Here is a 14,298-nt window from a genome sequence, read left to right on the forward strand (position 1 = left end):
CAGCTAACCCAAGTTTTCGCGCTCAAACTAGCTGAGGCACGACACTGCAGCCACGCGACCTCTCGCGCTCACGATCTGTGAGGCACGACTTACCCTTCGCGCTCAGTTTGACATGAGGCACTACGTGCGAACACTCAATATTGGCTGGAATGATCCACTCGTGGCATACGCTGGAGATTATGTTTGGTCATGATCATCACCTGCGACATCGCGTTGCGATGTTGGGCTTGCTCGCCGGTGCGCTGAGCGTTGTTGCTACCGGGTGCAGTGCCACGGTGGCCGGTATTGAGGTGGCCGAGGATGCCACCAACCCGGAATGCGCTGAAGCCATGGTGGCCCTACCCGATGAAGTTGCCGGCCAGGAACGTCGTCGGACTGACTCCCAATCAACTGCCGCCTGGGGAGACCCCGCCACTGTGATCTTTCGGTGTGGTGTGCCGGTCCCCGGCCCCACCACCGAACATTGTGTGGAAGCCAACGGCGTCGATTGGATTACCCAAGAAGAAGACCAAGCCTGGCGTCTGACCACCTACGGGCGGGACCCGGCCATGGAGGTAGTCTTCACCGCCGATGCGGTGGCCTCCTCTTCGGTCATGGTGGACCTGGCCGATGCGGTCTCACGCGTTGAGTCCTTCGGGCAATGCACCACCTCGGATGTGGAGACCGTGGAACCAATACCCGAGACCAGCCCGCTGGAACAGCAGTAACCAGTAGCGGCCACCAGTGCCGACGGTGTTCGTCCCCTTCCTGCCTAGCCCTGCGCCGTCAGTGACCGCGGCGTCCAAGGTTCAGGCCGTGGGTGATCAGGTGCTCGATCAGGCTGGAGTAGTTCACTCCCGAGTGTTCCCACATTTGCGGATACATCGAGATAGGAGTGAAACCGGGCATGGTGTTGATCTCGTTGATCACAAAGTGCCCGTCGTGGGTGTAGAAGAAATCCACCCGCGAGAGCCCGCGGGCATCGACAGCATCAAAACCGCGCACCGCAAGCTGACGGATCTCGCGGATAGCCTCATCGCTGAGGTCGGCCGGACACTGCAGTTGCGCGGCGGATTGGTCTTGGTATTTGGCGGAGAAATCATAAAACGGCAGGTGTTCGTCATCGCCCACCACTGAGATTTCGCCGGGATAGGAGGCAATTGATCCTTTGTCTGGCCCCAGATCCAGCACCGCGCATTCGATTTCGCGACCGTCGATGCCAACCTCGACCAGTACCTTGGTGTCAAAGGTGCGAGCCTGTTGGATTGCTGGTTCCAGTTGCTCGGGTGCGTCCACGCGGGAAATCCCCAGCGAGGAACCACCGCGGGCGGGTTTGACGAATACCGGCAGCGGGAGCCGACCCACTCGTTGTACCACCGCCTCACGCTCGGTCTGCCATTGGCGTTCGGTGATGGTGACCCAGTCACCGACGTCCAACCCGGCATGAACGAAGGCAATCTTCATGAAGTGCTTATCCATACCCACCGCCGAAGACAACACGCCGGTACCGACATAGGGCACCCCGAGGGTCTCGCAGTAGCCCTGCAGGCTACCGTCCTCTCCCCCGGGTCCGTGCAACAGCGGGAAGACAATGTCGACGTGTTCCAGCACCTCGCCGTCGTCGTTGCGCAAGGTAACCGGATCCCCGGCCACCAGGTGCACCGGCTGATCGGGTTCGGGCACCTGAGGCAACCGGGAGCCCAGGGCCGATTGGCCAGCAGAGGTCTCATCGCTGTCGTCGTTGACTAATGTCGCCACACTCCAGGGGGCACCGTGCTGGTGGGCGGTCCCTAGTCGATTCCAGTAGCCCTGGGAGGTGATCCCGACCGGGATGGGGCGAAACTTCTGCGGATCCATAGCATTGAGCACCCCGACTGCAGAAACGATGGAGACCGGATGTTCTGGTGAAATACCACCAAAGAGCACCAGCACGTTGAGGGGTTGTTCCCCGGTGGAATACTGTGCGGTGTCGACAGGCAGTGGTGTGCTCATAACCGCGCCTCCGGTTTCAAATCTCGTCCCAGCAGTAATGTTGAAATATCGGAAATGCTGATCTGGCCGTTGACCACAGCGTTCATCGCCTCAGAAATCGGCATTTCCACCCCGGCTGAGTGGGCCAGGGCCACCACCGCAGACACGGATTTCACCGATTCGGCGGTTTGCTCCATCCGGTCGATGACTTCTTGGGTCGACAGCCCTTGCCCGTAGAGTCGTCCGGCGGTGCGGTTGCGGGACAACGGTGAGGCACAGGTGGCCACCAGGTCACCGAGCCCGGCCAGTCCGGCCAGGGTATCGGGGTTGCCCCCTACGGCAGTGGCCAGGCGGGTGGTTTCGGTCAGTCCGCGCGTAATAATGGATGCTTTGGAGTTATCTCCCAGCCCCTGGCCATCGCAGAGCCCCACCCCCAGGGCGATAATATTTTTGACCACGCCACCAATTTCGACACCGGTGACGTCAGTATTGCGATAGGGCCGGAAGTATTTGGAATTACACAACGCCACCACCCAGTCGGCGACCGATTCTTCACGACAGGCCACCACGGTGGCGGTGGGTTCTTCATGGGCGATTTCCATAGCCAGGTTCGGGCCGGAGACCACGACAAAGCGTTCGGGTCCAAGCTGTAGTTCGGACTGACACAGTTCCCACATCGACGATTGGCTATCCCGTTCCAGGCCCTTGACCAAAGAGACGATCACGGTCTCGGACCCGATGTTCTCGGTGAGGTCAGAAAGCACACCGCGCACCTGCTGCGCCGGAACAGCTAGGACCACCAGGTCGGCGGTCCTGACTGCCTCGACGGCGTCGGTGGTGGCGGTAATGGATGCAGGAAGCACAATATCGGAGAGGTATTGGCTATTGCGGTGGGAGAGGTTGATATCGTCGGCGACTTCCTGACGACGCGCCCAGAGCCGGACGGTAACCTCTTCACCCCGCTCTTCGGCAGCATCGGCGAGAACTTTCGCAAAGGTTGTCCCCCACGAGCCTGAGCCCAAAATGGCAACCGTGACTGCCTGGGTGGACCGAAGGGGGTGCAAACGTGCGGTATCAGCCGTCATCGGTTCGCCTTTCTGAGTGCTGCGGTGCCGGTCCGTTCCTGGGGCGCGGTGCTCGCGCGCGCTTGAGCGCCTGATCCGGACCTTCATAGCGTTGCCTGGAGGGGTTCCACAGCTGGTTTGTCGGCGGGTTCTTCCCGCGCAGTGGCGCGACCAGGTCGGTCACGGCCGTCATCATCCGCCAGGTGGTGTCATGCAACACAGTGCTATTCAGTGTCGTATCGCGCAGGTCGGAGAGGTCCAGGGGTTTTCCGACGTTGATCTGGTGGATGGTGCGCGGCCACATTTTCGGCTTGGTGGCCCGTTTCGGCAACATCCTGTGCAGTCCCCATTGACCCACCGGCACCACCGGAGCACCGGTCTTCAACGCCAAACGTGCCACCCCGGTTTTGCCCTGCATCGGCCAATAATCCGGGTCCGTGGTAATCGTCCCCTCGGGATAGATGATCACCACGCCCCCTTCGCCAATGACTTCGGACGCCACCCGCAGAGATTCTTGCCCGCGACCACCGCGGTCGACCGGAATCTGTTTCAACCCATTCAGCGCAGTTTTCAGCCCGGGGATCCCAAACAGTTCTTTCTTGGCCATGAAGTGCGGTAGCTTGCCGTGGTTATACAGCATGTGTCCCAGGGCCACCGGGTCAATCTGCGAGATATGGTTGGCGGCGACAATACAGCCACCATCGGGAAGGTTATCGGTCCCGGTCCATTTCTTGCCGTAGGCCACATTCACCAGCGGGCGCACGATATTGGCGGCCACGGCGAACTGTAGCCGCTCTGCAAACGGTTCACTCACGCTGAGACTCGGTCTTCCGTGCTCGACAACTCAACATCGGCGCCGAGACCATCCAACTTGGTCATGAATTTCTCATAACCGCGGTTGATGATTTCTAGCCCGGTGGCCTGCGAGGTGCCCTGGGCTGCGAGGGCGGCGAGCAGGTGAGAGAATCCGCCACGGAGATCTGGAATATCGAACTTCGCACCGTGCAACTGGGTGGGGCCCGAAATCACCGCAGAGTGTAAGAAGTTGCGTTGCCCGAAACGGCAGGGCACTGAACCCAAGCACTCTCGGTGCAACTGAATCGAGGCGCCCATCCGCACCAGCGCGTCAGTGAATCCGAAACGGTTTTCGTAGACGGTCTCGTGCACAATGGACACGCCGGAGGCTTGGGTCAGGGCCACGACCAAAGGTTGTTGCCAGTCGGTCATAAACCCTGGGTGCACATCGGTTTCCAGCACCAACGGCTTGAGATCTCCGCCGTTGCGCCAAAACCGAATGCCGGTGTCGCTGACCTCAAATTCACCTCCGATTTTGCGGTAGACGTTCAAGAACGCGGTCAAATCGCGTTGCATGGCGCCTTCGACGAAAATGTCGCCGGTGGTCACCAGGGCAGCCGAGGCCCAGGAAGCGGCCTCATTGCGGTCATAGATGGCAAAGTGGTTATAACCGCCCAGTTCCGAAACCCCTTCAATCCGGATGGTGCGGTCGGTTTGGACGGTAATAATCGCGCCCATCTTCTGTAGGACGTGAATCAGATCGTGAATCTCTGGTTCCACGGCAGCGCCCTTGAGCTCGGTGATCCCTTCAGCTTTCACCGCGGTGAGCAATACCTGCTCGGTGGCTCCGACTGAGGGGTACGGCAGTTCCAGCTTGGCGCCTTTGAGGCCTTTGGGGGCCCGGATATGAATACCCGTGGGTAATTTATCCACCACGGCGCCGAAACTCCGTAGCACGGTGAGATGAAAGTCAATGGGACGATCACCGATCTGGCACCCGCCCAGATCCGGGATAAAGGCTTCACCGACCGAGTGCATCAAGGGGCCGCAGAATAGGATCGGAATCCGGGAATCACCGGCGAACGCATCGATCTCCGAATTGGCTGCGGTGGTGGTATCAGAGGGGTTGAGGTAGACTTCGCCGGACTGTTTATTCCACTCCACGACAACACCGTGGAGCTTCAACAGCCCGATCACGATCTCGACGTCCTTAATTTCCGGGACGTTGCGGATAATGGATGGTTTAGACCCCAACAGTGCAGCGACCATGGCTTTGGGCACCAGGTTCTTTGCACCGCGTACCGAAACTGTTCCTGTCAGGGGCTTGCCCCCATTGATTGTTAGTAGCTTCGACATCTACGTCTAAATCCTCCAAGATCCCACCGCTGCGGCCACCTGTCATCGTGACGGCGGGACGTCACCATGGCTTGTATGGGAAAAACTGTTATGTGGTCCGACAACTAGTCTAAGTGATCATGACCGAAACGATGAGCGCTTCGCCGGGAGCGTGGTGGGTTTAAACCCGGGGCGACGTTTTTCAAAATCGGCGATAGCCTTTTCGTGGCGCAGAGTAATGCCAATGTCGTCCAGCCCCTCCATGAGCCTCCACCGCGTGTAGTCGTCTATGTCGAAGTGTGTCGTTAGCCCCCCGCAAGAGACCACCCGGTGTGCCAAATCCACGCTGACGGCAGTGCCCGGATGATTCTCCAGCTCTTTCCAGATCAACTCAATATCACTGTGGTTCACAACACCAGCCACCAGACCTTGTTTGCCGGCGTTGGAGCGGAAAATATCGCCGAAACGCGCCGAGAGGATCACTTTAAATCCGTAGTCCCGCAGTGCCCAGACGGCGTGCTCGCGGGAGGAACCGGTCCCGAAATCCGGTCCGGCCACCAGCACACTGCCGTGGCTGTAGGCAGGCTGGTTGAGTACGAAGTCCTCGTCCTGGCGCCACCGTTCAAACAGCGCGTCGTCGAAACCGGTCTTACTGATTCGTTTCAGATACATGGCCGGCAGGATTTGATCGGTATCGACGTTGGAGGCCTTCAGCGGCACGCCGACCCCGGTGTGGGTCACAAACTTTTCCATGAGCTGTCCTCTCTGTTCCCGCTATTCACCCGCGGTCTCGCCGGCCGGTGTGGTAGCCATCACGGGCGGGGCCAGTCCTAAATCTGCCGGTGATGACAAGGTGCCACGCACTGCGGTGGCAGCGGCTACCACCGGAGACACCAGGTGCGTGCGTCCGCCCCGACCTTGTCTCCCCTCAAAGTTGCGATTCGAAGTTGAAGCGCAACGTTCTCCGGGGGCAAGCTGGTCAGGGTTCATCCCCAAACACATCGAGCATCCAGCAAATCGCCATTCGGCTCCGAAATCTCGGAAGATCTGGTCCAATCCTTCGGCTTCGGCTTGCAGGCGGACCTGCATCGAGCCGGGTACCACCAGCATCGTGACGTTCTCGGCTTTGCGCTGTCCCTGGATGATCTGGGCCGCTGCACGCAAATCTTCAATTCGGGCATTGGTGCAGGACCCGAGGAACACGGTGTCAACGGCGATGTCCTTCATCTTCGTGCCCGGGGTGAGGTCCATGTATTCCAAGGCCCGAACCGCCGAGTCATGCTCGACCGGGTCATCAAAGGAGTCGGGATCGGGCACCTCAGCGTTCAATGGCACGCCCTGTCCCGGATTGGTCCCCCACGTCACGAAGGGCTCGAGTTCATGGGCGTCAATGAAGACCTCCCGATCGAAGACGGCCCCCTCATCGGTGTGCAATGTCTGCCAATAGGCCATCGCCTCATCCCACTGGTGCCCCTGCGGAGCGTGTGGACGACCCTTGAGATACCTGAAAGTGGTCTCATCGGGGGCGATCATCCCGGCTCGGGCTCCGGCCTCGATGGACATGTTGCAGATGGTCATCCGGGCTTCCATGGATAGCGACCGAATGGCCGATCCGCGGTATTCCAGCACATACCCGGCTCCCCCTCCGGTGCCGATCTTGGCGATGACCGCCAGAATAATGTCTTTGGAGGACACCCCGGGCCGCAAGGTGCCTTCAACATTGATGGCCATGGTTTTAAATGGTTGCATTGACAGGGTCTGGGTGGCCATGACGTGTTCGACCTCCGAGGTGCCGATACCAAAAGCCAGCGCCCCCATCGCACCGTGGGTCGAGGTGTGGGAGTCACCACACACCACCGTCATACCCGGCTGGGTCAAGCCCAGCTGGGGTCCCACCACGTGAACAATGCCTTGGTCGTCATCCCCCAGCGAGTGCAAACGGATGCCGAAATCCTGCACATTATCACGCAGGGTGCTGACCTGAAGCCGGGAGGTGGGCTCCTGGATCATGGCGTTGATATCCCGGGTGGGCACATTGTGATCTTCGGTGCCAATAGTCAGATCGGGCCGGCGCACCGCGCGGTTGGCCATGCGCAACCCTTCGAAGGCCTGTGGGGAGGTGACCTCATGAATCATGTGGAGGTCCATATAAAGCAGGTCCGGGGTCTGCACATCGCCCTGCGTTTCGCCGGGCACGACCACATGGTCCTGCCAGACTTTCTCGGCTAACGTCCGAGGCGCGTTCTCGGTCATGGTTACCTGCTCCTTGATGCTCGAGGTGAATCGCGACTGGCGATGACCACCGATAACTTGCCCTCAGACTGGCACCACCGGCGAGAAATTCCAACCTCTCCACGTTCCCATCTCATTTATTGAGATGCACACCGAGGTCCCCGTAGAATCTGTCGTGATGAGCGATAAATCTGAGATCCCCCCGTCGGGAGTTGGCGTCATCGACAAAGCGATGACGATCATGGCCGCTTTGGAATCTGGCCCGGCTGACCTGACCACGCTGGTCGCTGCCACCGGTATTCCCCGCCCGACATTGCACCGCATTGCTGCCGCGCTGATCCATCATCGCCTGCTCACCAAGGACGAGCGTTCTCGCTATGTGCTGGGCCACCGGATTGGCGAGTTAGCAGCAGCAATGGGTGGCGATGATCCTCTGGCTGTGGTTGCGCCCGACACACTGCGCTGGTTGGCCGAGATGACCGGAGAAGCCACGCAGGTGTACCGGCGTCAAGGAGACTTACGGTTGTGCGTGGCCACGGCCGAGCGCCCTGTCGGGTTTCGCGACACCATTCCGATCGGCTCCCGTTTCTCCATGAAGGCCGGCTCGGCAGCTCAGGTGTTTTTAGCCTGGGAAGACCAAGATGAAATGGTTTCCGGTCTGGATGGCGCTGTTTTTTCAGCGAGCACCTTGGCTCAAGTGCGACGCCAGGGGTGGGCCCAAACCGTGGCAGAACGCGAAGACGGCCTCGGTTCGGTGTCGGCTCCGATTCGGGCGGCCAATGGCAAGGTGGTGGCTGCTGTGTCAATGTCTGGACCGGTCGATCGCATCACCCGCCATCCGGGGAAATTACACGCCACCTCGGTAGTGGCCGCCGCCCACCGGATCTCTGACCTCTACCAAAATTATTCTGCCTAGCTGGTCCGGAAATGATCCCAGCCGGGACCCTGGTCCTGTTCCGCTGCCGGCCAGCTCTCGCCGTCGACGGTGGTGGCCGGGCTCAGGGTGCCGATGACTTCGAAGCCGTCGGGAATCGGGTCGTACTCACCGATCACGGCCAGCAGCCCGTAGTCTTCTCCCCCACCGTGCACCCACTGTTCGGCCGTCGCGGTCTCACCGGTCAGGGCTTGTGCCAACGGTGCCAGCTCGGTGGCTCGGCGACGCACCCATGTCTGGTCAACGCGCACCCTCGCCCGGTTGGCTTTCGCCAAACGGTGCGCATCGCGACCGATCCCGTCGGAGACATCCATCATCGCTACCACCTGCCGGGCCACGGCCGGTCCCACGGCCAGCTCCGGACGGGGCCGGAGTTGGGCCCGCACTGCCCGGGCGGCATCACGAGACAGTGCCCGTGGAAGCTCGGTGGTGGACTCCAAGACCTGTAGCCCAGCAGCTGCCCAGCCGGGGTGGCCACGATGAATCAGCCGGTAGGAACTGGCTACTGTGGGGTTAGCGCGAATGGACCGTTGTGTCACGGCCTCGGTGGCCAGCACCCCAAGGGCGGTGAGCGAGGCTGAAATTTCGGCGCCTGCGGTCAAATCTCCCCCGGCGACTTTGACTCCGGGCACCCCCAAATAGCGCAGGCTGGCCATCACTCCGGTGGCAAACTGCTCCACCCATTGGACCCGAAGCCATCCGGGCAGTGCCAGGGAAATAACCAGGTGGGTGGGGATTGCTCCCATGGCGTTGAGATCAGAAAGATTCTGGGCGACCAGTTTCCAACCGGTGGAGTATCCGTTGTCCTCGACCCCACGGGGCCACGATAGTCGGAAACTGTGGTCCTGGTTCATGGTGTCAGCGCAGACCACCATCCGGGCTGGGCCTGCGCCTGGTGCCGTGTGGTGACCAAGGTGGATCACGGCCGCGTCATCGCCGGGGCCGACTTCGTCCTCGGCCCAGCTGGTGGAGAATCGAGCGTGAAGAATGTCGAGAATGCCATCTTCACCGATATCTGCTATGGTCATGGTGGCCTTTCGCGCGTCAGCCGGTCATCGGTCGAGCTGCACATGGCGAGAACGAAAAAACCTCCGGTGGTGCCACCGGAGGTTCCTCGACTGTGACCCCAGCGGGATTCGAACCCGCGTTACCGCCGTGAGAGGGCGGCGTACTAGGCCGCTATACGATGGGGCCAAAACCCGTCGAGACGGGTTCAGCTGGGGTACCAGGACTCGAACCTAGAATGACGGTACCAGAAACCGTTGTGTTGCCAATTACACCATACCCCACTATTGAGTTGTGTTGTCAGCATCTCTGCCGAACACGAGTAGTCACTCTACCCGATGATTTTCCCAGATATCAAATCCAGGGTGAGCATCTGCGTCGTGATGCTCACCACCTGAATTTAGGTGACCGGGAAGGTGGCATCCTGTTCCTCAGCGAAACGCCGGATGCGAGCCAGGGTGGCGTCTTGACCGAGAATCTCCAGGGACTCAAATAGCGGCGGTGATACCTTGCGCCCTGACACCGCACTGCGCACCGGCCCGAATGCTTGGCGCGGTTTCAGCCCCAGCCCATCGATCAACGCCACACGCAGAGCCGGTTCGATGGCCTCGGTGGTGAACTGCTCGGGGTCGATGGCCTCCAGGGCACGATAGGCGGCTTCCAGAGCGGAAGCCAGGTCTTCGGGCATGCCTTTTAGTGCCTGTTGTTCGGTTTCGATCTGGTCATCGTCCAGATAGAGGAAGGCCATCATCTCGGCGGCATCGGCCAGCAACTGGGTACGTTCTTGCACCAACGGTGCTGCCTGAGTGAGAATTTCCAGCTCGCGTTCGGTGGGGTTGTCTGCGATGAGTTGCTGGGCCTGCAGGTACGGGATCATCCGATCGCGGAAGTCCTCGGGCTCCAGCATGCGGATGTGGGTGCCGTTGATGGCAATGGCTTTCTTCTCATCGAAGCGTGCCGGATTAGCCAGCACGTCGTGGATATCGAAGTGTTCGACGAACTGTTCGGGTGTGAAGATATCCTCATCGGCCGATAGCGACCAGCCCAGCAGGCCCAGGTAGTTCAGCAGACCTTCGCGGATAAAACCGCGGTCGCGGTGCAGGAACACATTGGATTCTGGGTCGCGTTTGGACAGCTTTTTATTGCCGGTTCCCATCACATAGGGTAGGTGGCCGAAAACCGGCATGTGCGTGGCGACACCGATCTCGTACAGCGCCTGATACAGCGCAATCTGGCGTGGGGTAGAAGACAACAGGTCTTCTCCGCGCAATACGTGGGTGATGCCCATCAGCGCATCATCGACCGGGTTGACCAGCGTGTATAGCGGGGAGCCGTCGGCACGTACCACGACGAAGTCCGGTACCGAACCGGCTTTGAAGCTGATCTTCCCACGGACCGCATCAGTGAAGCTGATGTCTTCATCCGGCATCTTCAACCGCAACACCGGCTGACGGCCTTCATCCCGGAAAGCCTGCTTTTGTGCTGCGGTAAGGTTCCGGTCGTAGTTGTCATAGCCCAATTGCGGGTCGCGACCGGCAGCTTGGTGACGGGCTTTGATTTCCTCAGCGTTCGAGAAGGACTCATAGACGTGCCCGGATTCCACCAGCTTGTTGATCACATCCTGGTAGATCTCGCCTCGCTGAGATTGACGGTAGGGCTCGTGCGGGCCGCCAACTTCCACGCCTTCGTCCCAGTCGATCCCCAGCCAACGCATCGCTTCCAGCAGTTGCTGGTAGGACTCTTCGGAGTCACGCTTGGCGTCGGTGTCTTCGATGCGAAAGACCAGCGTGCCACCGGTGTGGCGGGCCCACCCCCAGTTGAACAGGGCGGTGCGGATCAAACCGACGTGTGGCGTTCCGGTCGGTGAAGGACAGAACCGCACGCGCACCGGGGTCGAAGCATCAACTGCAGGAATATCGTCAAAACTGGTCATAATCTCCACCCTACGCCACTGATGGTGTGGTTGGTGCCGAGCACGTGCGGTTCTGAACGCTTTAGCGCCGGATGAGCGTGGTCAAGGTGCCGATGCCCTCAACCTCGCACTCCACGCGGTCTCCGTCCTCGATGGTGCCGACCCCAGCCGGGGTACCGGTCAGGATCACGTCCCCGGGCAATAACGTAAACGCCCGGGAGATCTCCGCGACCAGATCAGCAACACCGAAGACCATCTGGGAGGTATTGCCTTCCTGGCGCACCTCACCGTTGACCGACGAGCATACTTCAGCGTCTTCTACATCCAGATCGGTTTCAATCCACGGGCCCAGTGGGCAGGAGCCGTCGAAGCCTTTAGCCCGGGCCCACTGGTTTTCAGCTCGCTGGATATCCCGTGCGGTGAGGTCATTGGCGACCGTGTAGCCGAAGACCACCTCGGGGACCTTCTCCACCGGCACCTCTTTGCAGATCCGACCAATCACTACGGCCAGTTCGGCTTCGTAGGAGACCTCTTCACTCCACGACGGCAAGGTTACCGGGTCGCCGGGACCCACCACGGTGGTGTTGGGCTTGAAAAACAGCATCGGGAAGGTGGGTACCTCGTTGCCCAGTTCGTGGGCGTGGTCGAGATAGTTTCGGCCCACTCCGATGATTTTCGAGCGCGGGATGATCGGGGCCACCAGCCGGATATCGGCCACCTGGTGGGTGGTCGAGGTCGGCTGGATGCCCTGATAGAAGGGGTCGCCGTGGATTTCGGTGAACGTCTCGTCGTCAACCAGCCCGAAGGTGGGCTGGTTGACGATGACAGCTCGAGCTATCCGCATGGATGACAAGTGTCCTCTCGATCTGATTAGGCCAGGCGGTAGAGCCAGCCATAGGGGTCGTCACTGGCACCGGTTTGCAGATCCAGCAGGGTCTGACGCAACCGGTTGGTGACCGCAAAGTCCGAGTGGGAGGAATCAATCACCCGGTCGCCGTCGCGAAGTGTACCGATCGGGGTGATCACCGCGGCGGTACCGCAGGCAAAGACCTCCGTAATGGTCCCGTCAGCCACGCCCCGGTCCCACTCATCCAGGGTGATACGACGTTCTTCGACGGTCATACCCTGATCTTCGGCCAGCTGCAGGATGGACTTGCGCGTCACACCTTCCAGGATGGTACCGGTCAGCTGCGGGGTGATCAGGCGGTTGTCGTCGGTCACGAACATCACGTTCATGCCGCCGAGCTCTTCAACAGCGTTGTCGTGGGTGGGGTCCAAGAACAGTACCTGGTTATATCCCTGAGCATCGGCCTCGAGTTGCGGGGCCAGGGAGGCAGCGTAGTTTCCGCCGCACTTGGCTTCACCGGTACCGCCGGGGCCCGAGCGGGCGTACTGGCGGGAGACCATAATCGAGACTGGCTTGAGCTCGCCACCGAAGTAGTTACCGGCCGGGGAGGCGATCACGTGGAAGGAGACCGCGCGGGCTGGGCGCACCCCCAGGAAGGCTTCGGTACCGATCATGAAGGGGCGGATGTAGAGTGATTGACCGTCGCCGTCCGGGACCCAGTCCTGGTCTTGTTCGACCAGCAACTGGATGGCTTTCACGAACGCTTCTTCGTCTAGTTGTGGCAGGGCCAACCGGCGCGCGGACCGGTTCAACCGGCGCGCATTTTCGAAGGGCCGGAACGTCCAGATGGAGCCGTCTTGGTGGCGGTAGGCCTTGATGCCTTCGAAAACTTCCTGGGCGTAGTGCAACACACCGGCCGCCGGTGAAAGCGTGATGGGTCCGAAGGGCTCGATCCGGGCCGAGGACCAGGTGCCTTTCATGTCCAAGAAGTTTCCGGCAGCCGCGGCTTCCCGTTGGGCACTCACGTCGGCTTTCCACTCAATGGTGGCCATGTGGTCGGTGAAGTAGCTACCGAAGCCGGGATCTTTCAGAATCTGGGCACGTTCGTCAGCGCTGACGGGTGCCGGATGGGGGTGAAGTTCAAATTCCATGGGGAAAATCAACGACCTTTCACTTCGTTTCTGGCAGGGCGGCGATGATGTCATCGCCGATCTGCTCGGTCGTCCGGGGACGGCGATTGGCCACATCGCGGCTGACTGCCGTGCGGATTGCCCGTGCGGCCTCGGGCTGACCGTGGTGTTCGAGCAGGATGGCTGCCGAAAGGATCGCTGCGGTCGGGTCGGCACGACCCTGGCCCGCAATATCCGGGGCGGATCCATGAACCGGTTCGAACATCGACGGTGCGGTATCGGAGAGATTCCCCGAGGCCGCCAAACCGATCCCGCCGGTGATTGCGGCGGCCTGATCGGTGATGATGTCACCAAACATGTTATCAGTCACAATCACATCAAACCGGGACGGATCGGTGGTCAGAAAGATGGTCGCCGCATCGACGTGCAGATAATCGTGGGTGACCTGCGGAAATTCTTCGGCCACTTGATTCACCGTGTCCTGGTAGAGCCGACCAGCGTGGACCAACACGTTGTGTTTGTGCACGAGGGTGAGGTGTTTGCGCTCACGGTGTTCGGCCGCATAGGTAAAGGCTGCGCGGACGAGTCGTTCTACCGACAACCGGGTATTGACCGAAACCTCGGTGGCCACCTCGTGGTCGGTGCCGGCCCGCAACCGTCCACCCTGTCCCAGGTAGAGCCCTTCGGTGCCTTCGCGGAAGACCACGAAGTCGATCTCGCCGGGGTCAGCCAACGGGGAGCGGACTCCCGGGTAGAGCTGAGCGGGGCGGAAGTTCACCCCGTGGTCGAGGCGGAATCGCAATGAAAGGATGATCTCGCGTTCCAGGATGCCCGAGGGAATCCGGGTGTCGCCCGGGTGGGAGCCGATGGCACCGAACAAGATGGCCTGGTGGCCACGGATGGCCTCCAGGGTCTCATCGGTTAGGGTCTCACCGGTGGCCAGATAGTGCTCGGCACCCAGCAGGTACTCGGTGGTGGTCACCGGGGTCTGAGAGACCGCCTTGAGCACCTTGACCGCTTCAGCGGTAACTTCCGGGCCGATCCCGTCGCCGGGTATCACCGCAAGATCCAATGCGGGGATGGTTGTCATCACG

The 14,298-nt window shown here is 60.6% G+C and carries 13 protein-coding genes and 2 tRNA genes; 2 read left to right on the forward strand and 13 right to left on the reverse strand.

Features of this window, described 5'->3' with window-relative positions; translation table 11 throughout:
* The first annotated feature begins 179 nt into the window (after positions 1 to 179).
* Entirely contained in the window at positions 180 to 707 is a 528-nt protein-coding gene (locus tag DCC24_RS09650) for a DUF3515 domain-containing protein (protein WP_233492061.1), read from the forward strand.
* Between the two features lie 58 nt (positions 708 to 765).
* Here the strand turns inward: DCC24_RS09650 and DCC24_RS09655 are convergent, their stop codons facing one another.
* From DCC24_RS09655 to leuC, 6 genes are all read right to left on the reverse strand, one after another.
* A complete protein-coding gene (locus tag DCC24_RS09655; protein WP_110099718.1) occupies positions 766 to 1,971 on the reverse strand; it encodes a D-alanine--D-alanine ligase family protein in 1,206 nt (401 codons plus the stop codon).
* On the reverse strand, positions 1,968 to 3,035 hold the full coding sequence (locus DCC24_RS09660; protein ID WP_110099719.1) for an NAD(P)H-dependent glycerol-3-phosphate dehydrogenase: 1,068 nt from the start codon (positions 3,033 to 3,035) through the stop codon (positions 1,968 to 1,970). Before DCC24_RS09660 ends, DCC24_RS09655 begins: the two co-directional genes overlap by 4 nt.
* A complete protein-coding gene (locus DCC24_RS09665) occupies positions 3,025 to 3,828 on the reverse strand; it encodes a 1-acyl-sn-glycerol-3-phosphate acyltransferase (protein ID WP_110099720.1) in 804 nt (267 codons plus the stop codon). The genes DCC24_RS09660 and DCC24_RS09665 overlap by 11 nt, the downstream gene beginning before the upstream one ends.
* Entirely contained in the window at positions 3,825 to 5,165 is a 1,341-nt protein-coding gene (murA, locus tag DCC24_RS09670; RefSeq protein WP_110099721.1) for a UDP-N-acetylglucosamine 1-carboxyvinyltransferase, read from the reverse strand. The genes DCC24_RS09665 and murA overlap by 4 nt, the downstream gene beginning before the upstream one ends.
* A gap of 117 nt (positions 5,166 to 5,282) precedes the next feature.
* Entirely contained in the window at positions 5,283 to 5,897 is a 615-nt protein-coding gene (gene leuD, locus DCC24_RS09675) for a 3-isopropylmalate dehydratase small subunit (protein WP_110099722.1), read from the reverse strand.
* Between the two features lie 21 nt (positions 5,898 to 5,918).
* Positions 5,919 to 7,397, reverse strand: coding sequence for a 3-isopropylmalate dehydratase large subunit (gene leuC, locus DCC24_RS09680; RefSeq protein ID WP_110099723.1), 1,479 nt, complete (start codon positions 7,395 to 7,397; stop codon positions 5,919 to 5,921).
* Positions 7,398 to 7,554: 157 nt separating this feature from the next.
* On the opposite strand from leuC, the gene DCC24_RS09685 reads away from it, so the two are divergent.
* Positions 7,555 to 8,292, forward strand: a complete 738-nt coding sequence (locus DCC24_RS09685) for an IclR family transcriptional regulator (RefSeq protein ID WP_199446261.1) — start codon at positions 7,555 to 7,557, stop codon at positions 8,290 to 8,292.
* Here DCC24_RS09685 and DCC24_RS09690 read toward each other — a convergent pair.
* From DCC24_RS09690 to DCC24_RS09720, 7 genes are all read right to left on the reverse strand, one after another.
* The gene (locus tag DCC24_RS09690) at positions 8,289 to 9,338 is read right to left on the reverse strand and encodes a thiamine-monophosphate kinase (RefSeq protein ID WP_110099725.1); all 1,050 of its coding nucleotides are present in this window, start codon (positions 9,336 to 9,338) and stop codon (positions 8,289 to 8,291) included. The genes DCC24_RS09685 and DCC24_RS09690 overlap by 4 nt on opposite strands.
* Before the next feature lie 93 nt (positions 9,339 to 9,431).
* Positions 9,432 to 9,504: transfer RNA gene (locus DCC24_RS09695), tRNA-Glu, on the reverse strand.
* 23 nt (positions 9,505 to 9,527) lie between these two features.
* A tRNA-Gln gene (locus tag DCC24_RS09700) sits at positions 9,528 to 9,599 on the reverse strand.
* A 116-nt stretch (positions 9,600 to 9,715) separates the two neighbouring features.
* The gene (gene gltX / locus DCC24_RS09705; RefSeq protein ID WP_110099726.1) at positions 9,716 to 11,248 is read right to left on the reverse strand and encodes a glutamate--tRNA ligase; all 1,533 of its coding nucleotides are present in this window, start codon (positions 11,246 to 11,248) and stop codon (positions 9,716 to 9,718) included.
* 61 nt (positions 11,249 to 11,309) lie between these two features.
* Positions 11,310 to 12,071 (reverse strand): fumarylacetoacetate hydrolase family protein, encoded by a 762-nt coding sequence (locus DCC24_RS09710; RefSeq protein WP_110099727.1) that lies wholly within the window; start codon positions 12,069 to 12,071, stop codon positions 11,310 to 11,312.
* Between the two features lie 26 nt (positions 12,072 to 12,097).
* The gene (locus DCC24_RS09715; RefSeq protein WP_110099728.1) at positions 12,098 to 13,225 is read right to left on the reverse strand and encodes a branched-chain amino acid aminotransferase; all 1,128 of its coding nucleotides are present in this window, start codon (positions 13,223 to 13,225) and stop codon (positions 12,098 to 12,100) included.
* A gap of 19 nt (positions 13,226 to 13,244) precedes the next feature.
* Positions 13,245 to 14,294 carry a 3-isopropylmalate dehydrogenase gene (locus DCC24_RS09720; RefSeq protein ID WP_110099729.1) on the reverse strand — a complete coding sequence of 350 codons (1,050 nt, stop codon included), beginning with the start codon at positions 14,292 to 14,294 and terminating at the stop codon, positions 13,245 to 13,247.
* Positions 14,295 to 14,298: the final 4 nt, after the last annotated feature.

Origin of the sequence: Auritidibacter sp. NML100628 (assembly GCF_003185985.1) — a bacterium.
Lineage (GTDB): Bacteria > Actinomycetota > Actinomycetes > Actinomycetales > Micrococcaceae > Auritidibacter > Auritidibacter ignavus.

Coding starts and splice junctions, on each gene's coding strand:
- DCC24_RS09650 (WP_233492061.1), top strand. CDS start 180: ATGTTTGGTCATGATCATCACCTGCGACATCGCGTTGCGATGTTGGGC.
- DCC24_RS09655 (WP_110099718.1), bottom strand. CDS start 1,971: ATGAGCACACCACTGCCTGTCGACACCGCACAGTATTCCACCGGGGAA.
- DCC24_RS09660 (WP_110099719.1), bottom strand. CDS start 3,035: ATGACGGCTGATACCGCACGTTTGCACCCCCTTCGGTCCACCCAGGCA.
- murA (WP_110099721.1), bottom strand. CDS start 5,165: ATGTCGAAGCTACTAACAATCAATGGGGGCAAGCCCCTGACAGGAACA.
- leuD (WP_110099722.1), bottom strand. CDS start 5,897: ATGGAAAAGTTTGTGACCCACACCGGGGTCGGCGTGCCGCTGAAGGCC.
- leuC (WP_110099723.1), bottom strand. CDS start 7,397: ATGACCGAGAACGCGCCTCGGACGTTAGCCGAGAAAGTCTGGCAGGAC.
- DCC24_RS09685 (WP_199446261.1), top strand. CDS start 7,555: ATGAGCGATAAATCTGAGATCCCCCCGTCGGGAGTTGGCGTCATCGAC.
- DCC24_RS09690 (WP_110099725.1), bottom strand. CDS start 9,338: ATGACCATAGCAGATATCGGTGAAGATGGCATTCTCGACATTCTTCAC.
- gltX (WP_110099726.1), bottom strand. CDS start 11,248: ATGACCAGTTTTGACGATATTCCTGCAGTTGATGCTTCGACCCCGGTG.
- DCC24_RS09710 (WP_110099727.1), bottom strand. CDS start 12,071: ATGCGGATAGCTCGAGCTGTCATCGTCAACCAGCCCACCTTCGGGCTG.
- DCC24_RS09715 (WP_110099728.1), bottom strand. CDS start 13,225: ATGGAATTTGAACTTCACCCCCATCCGGCACCCGTCAGCGCTGACGAA.
- DCC24_RS09720 (WP_110099729.1), bottom strand. CDS start 14,294: ATGACAACCATCCCCGCATTGGATCTTGCGGTGATACCCGGCGACGGG.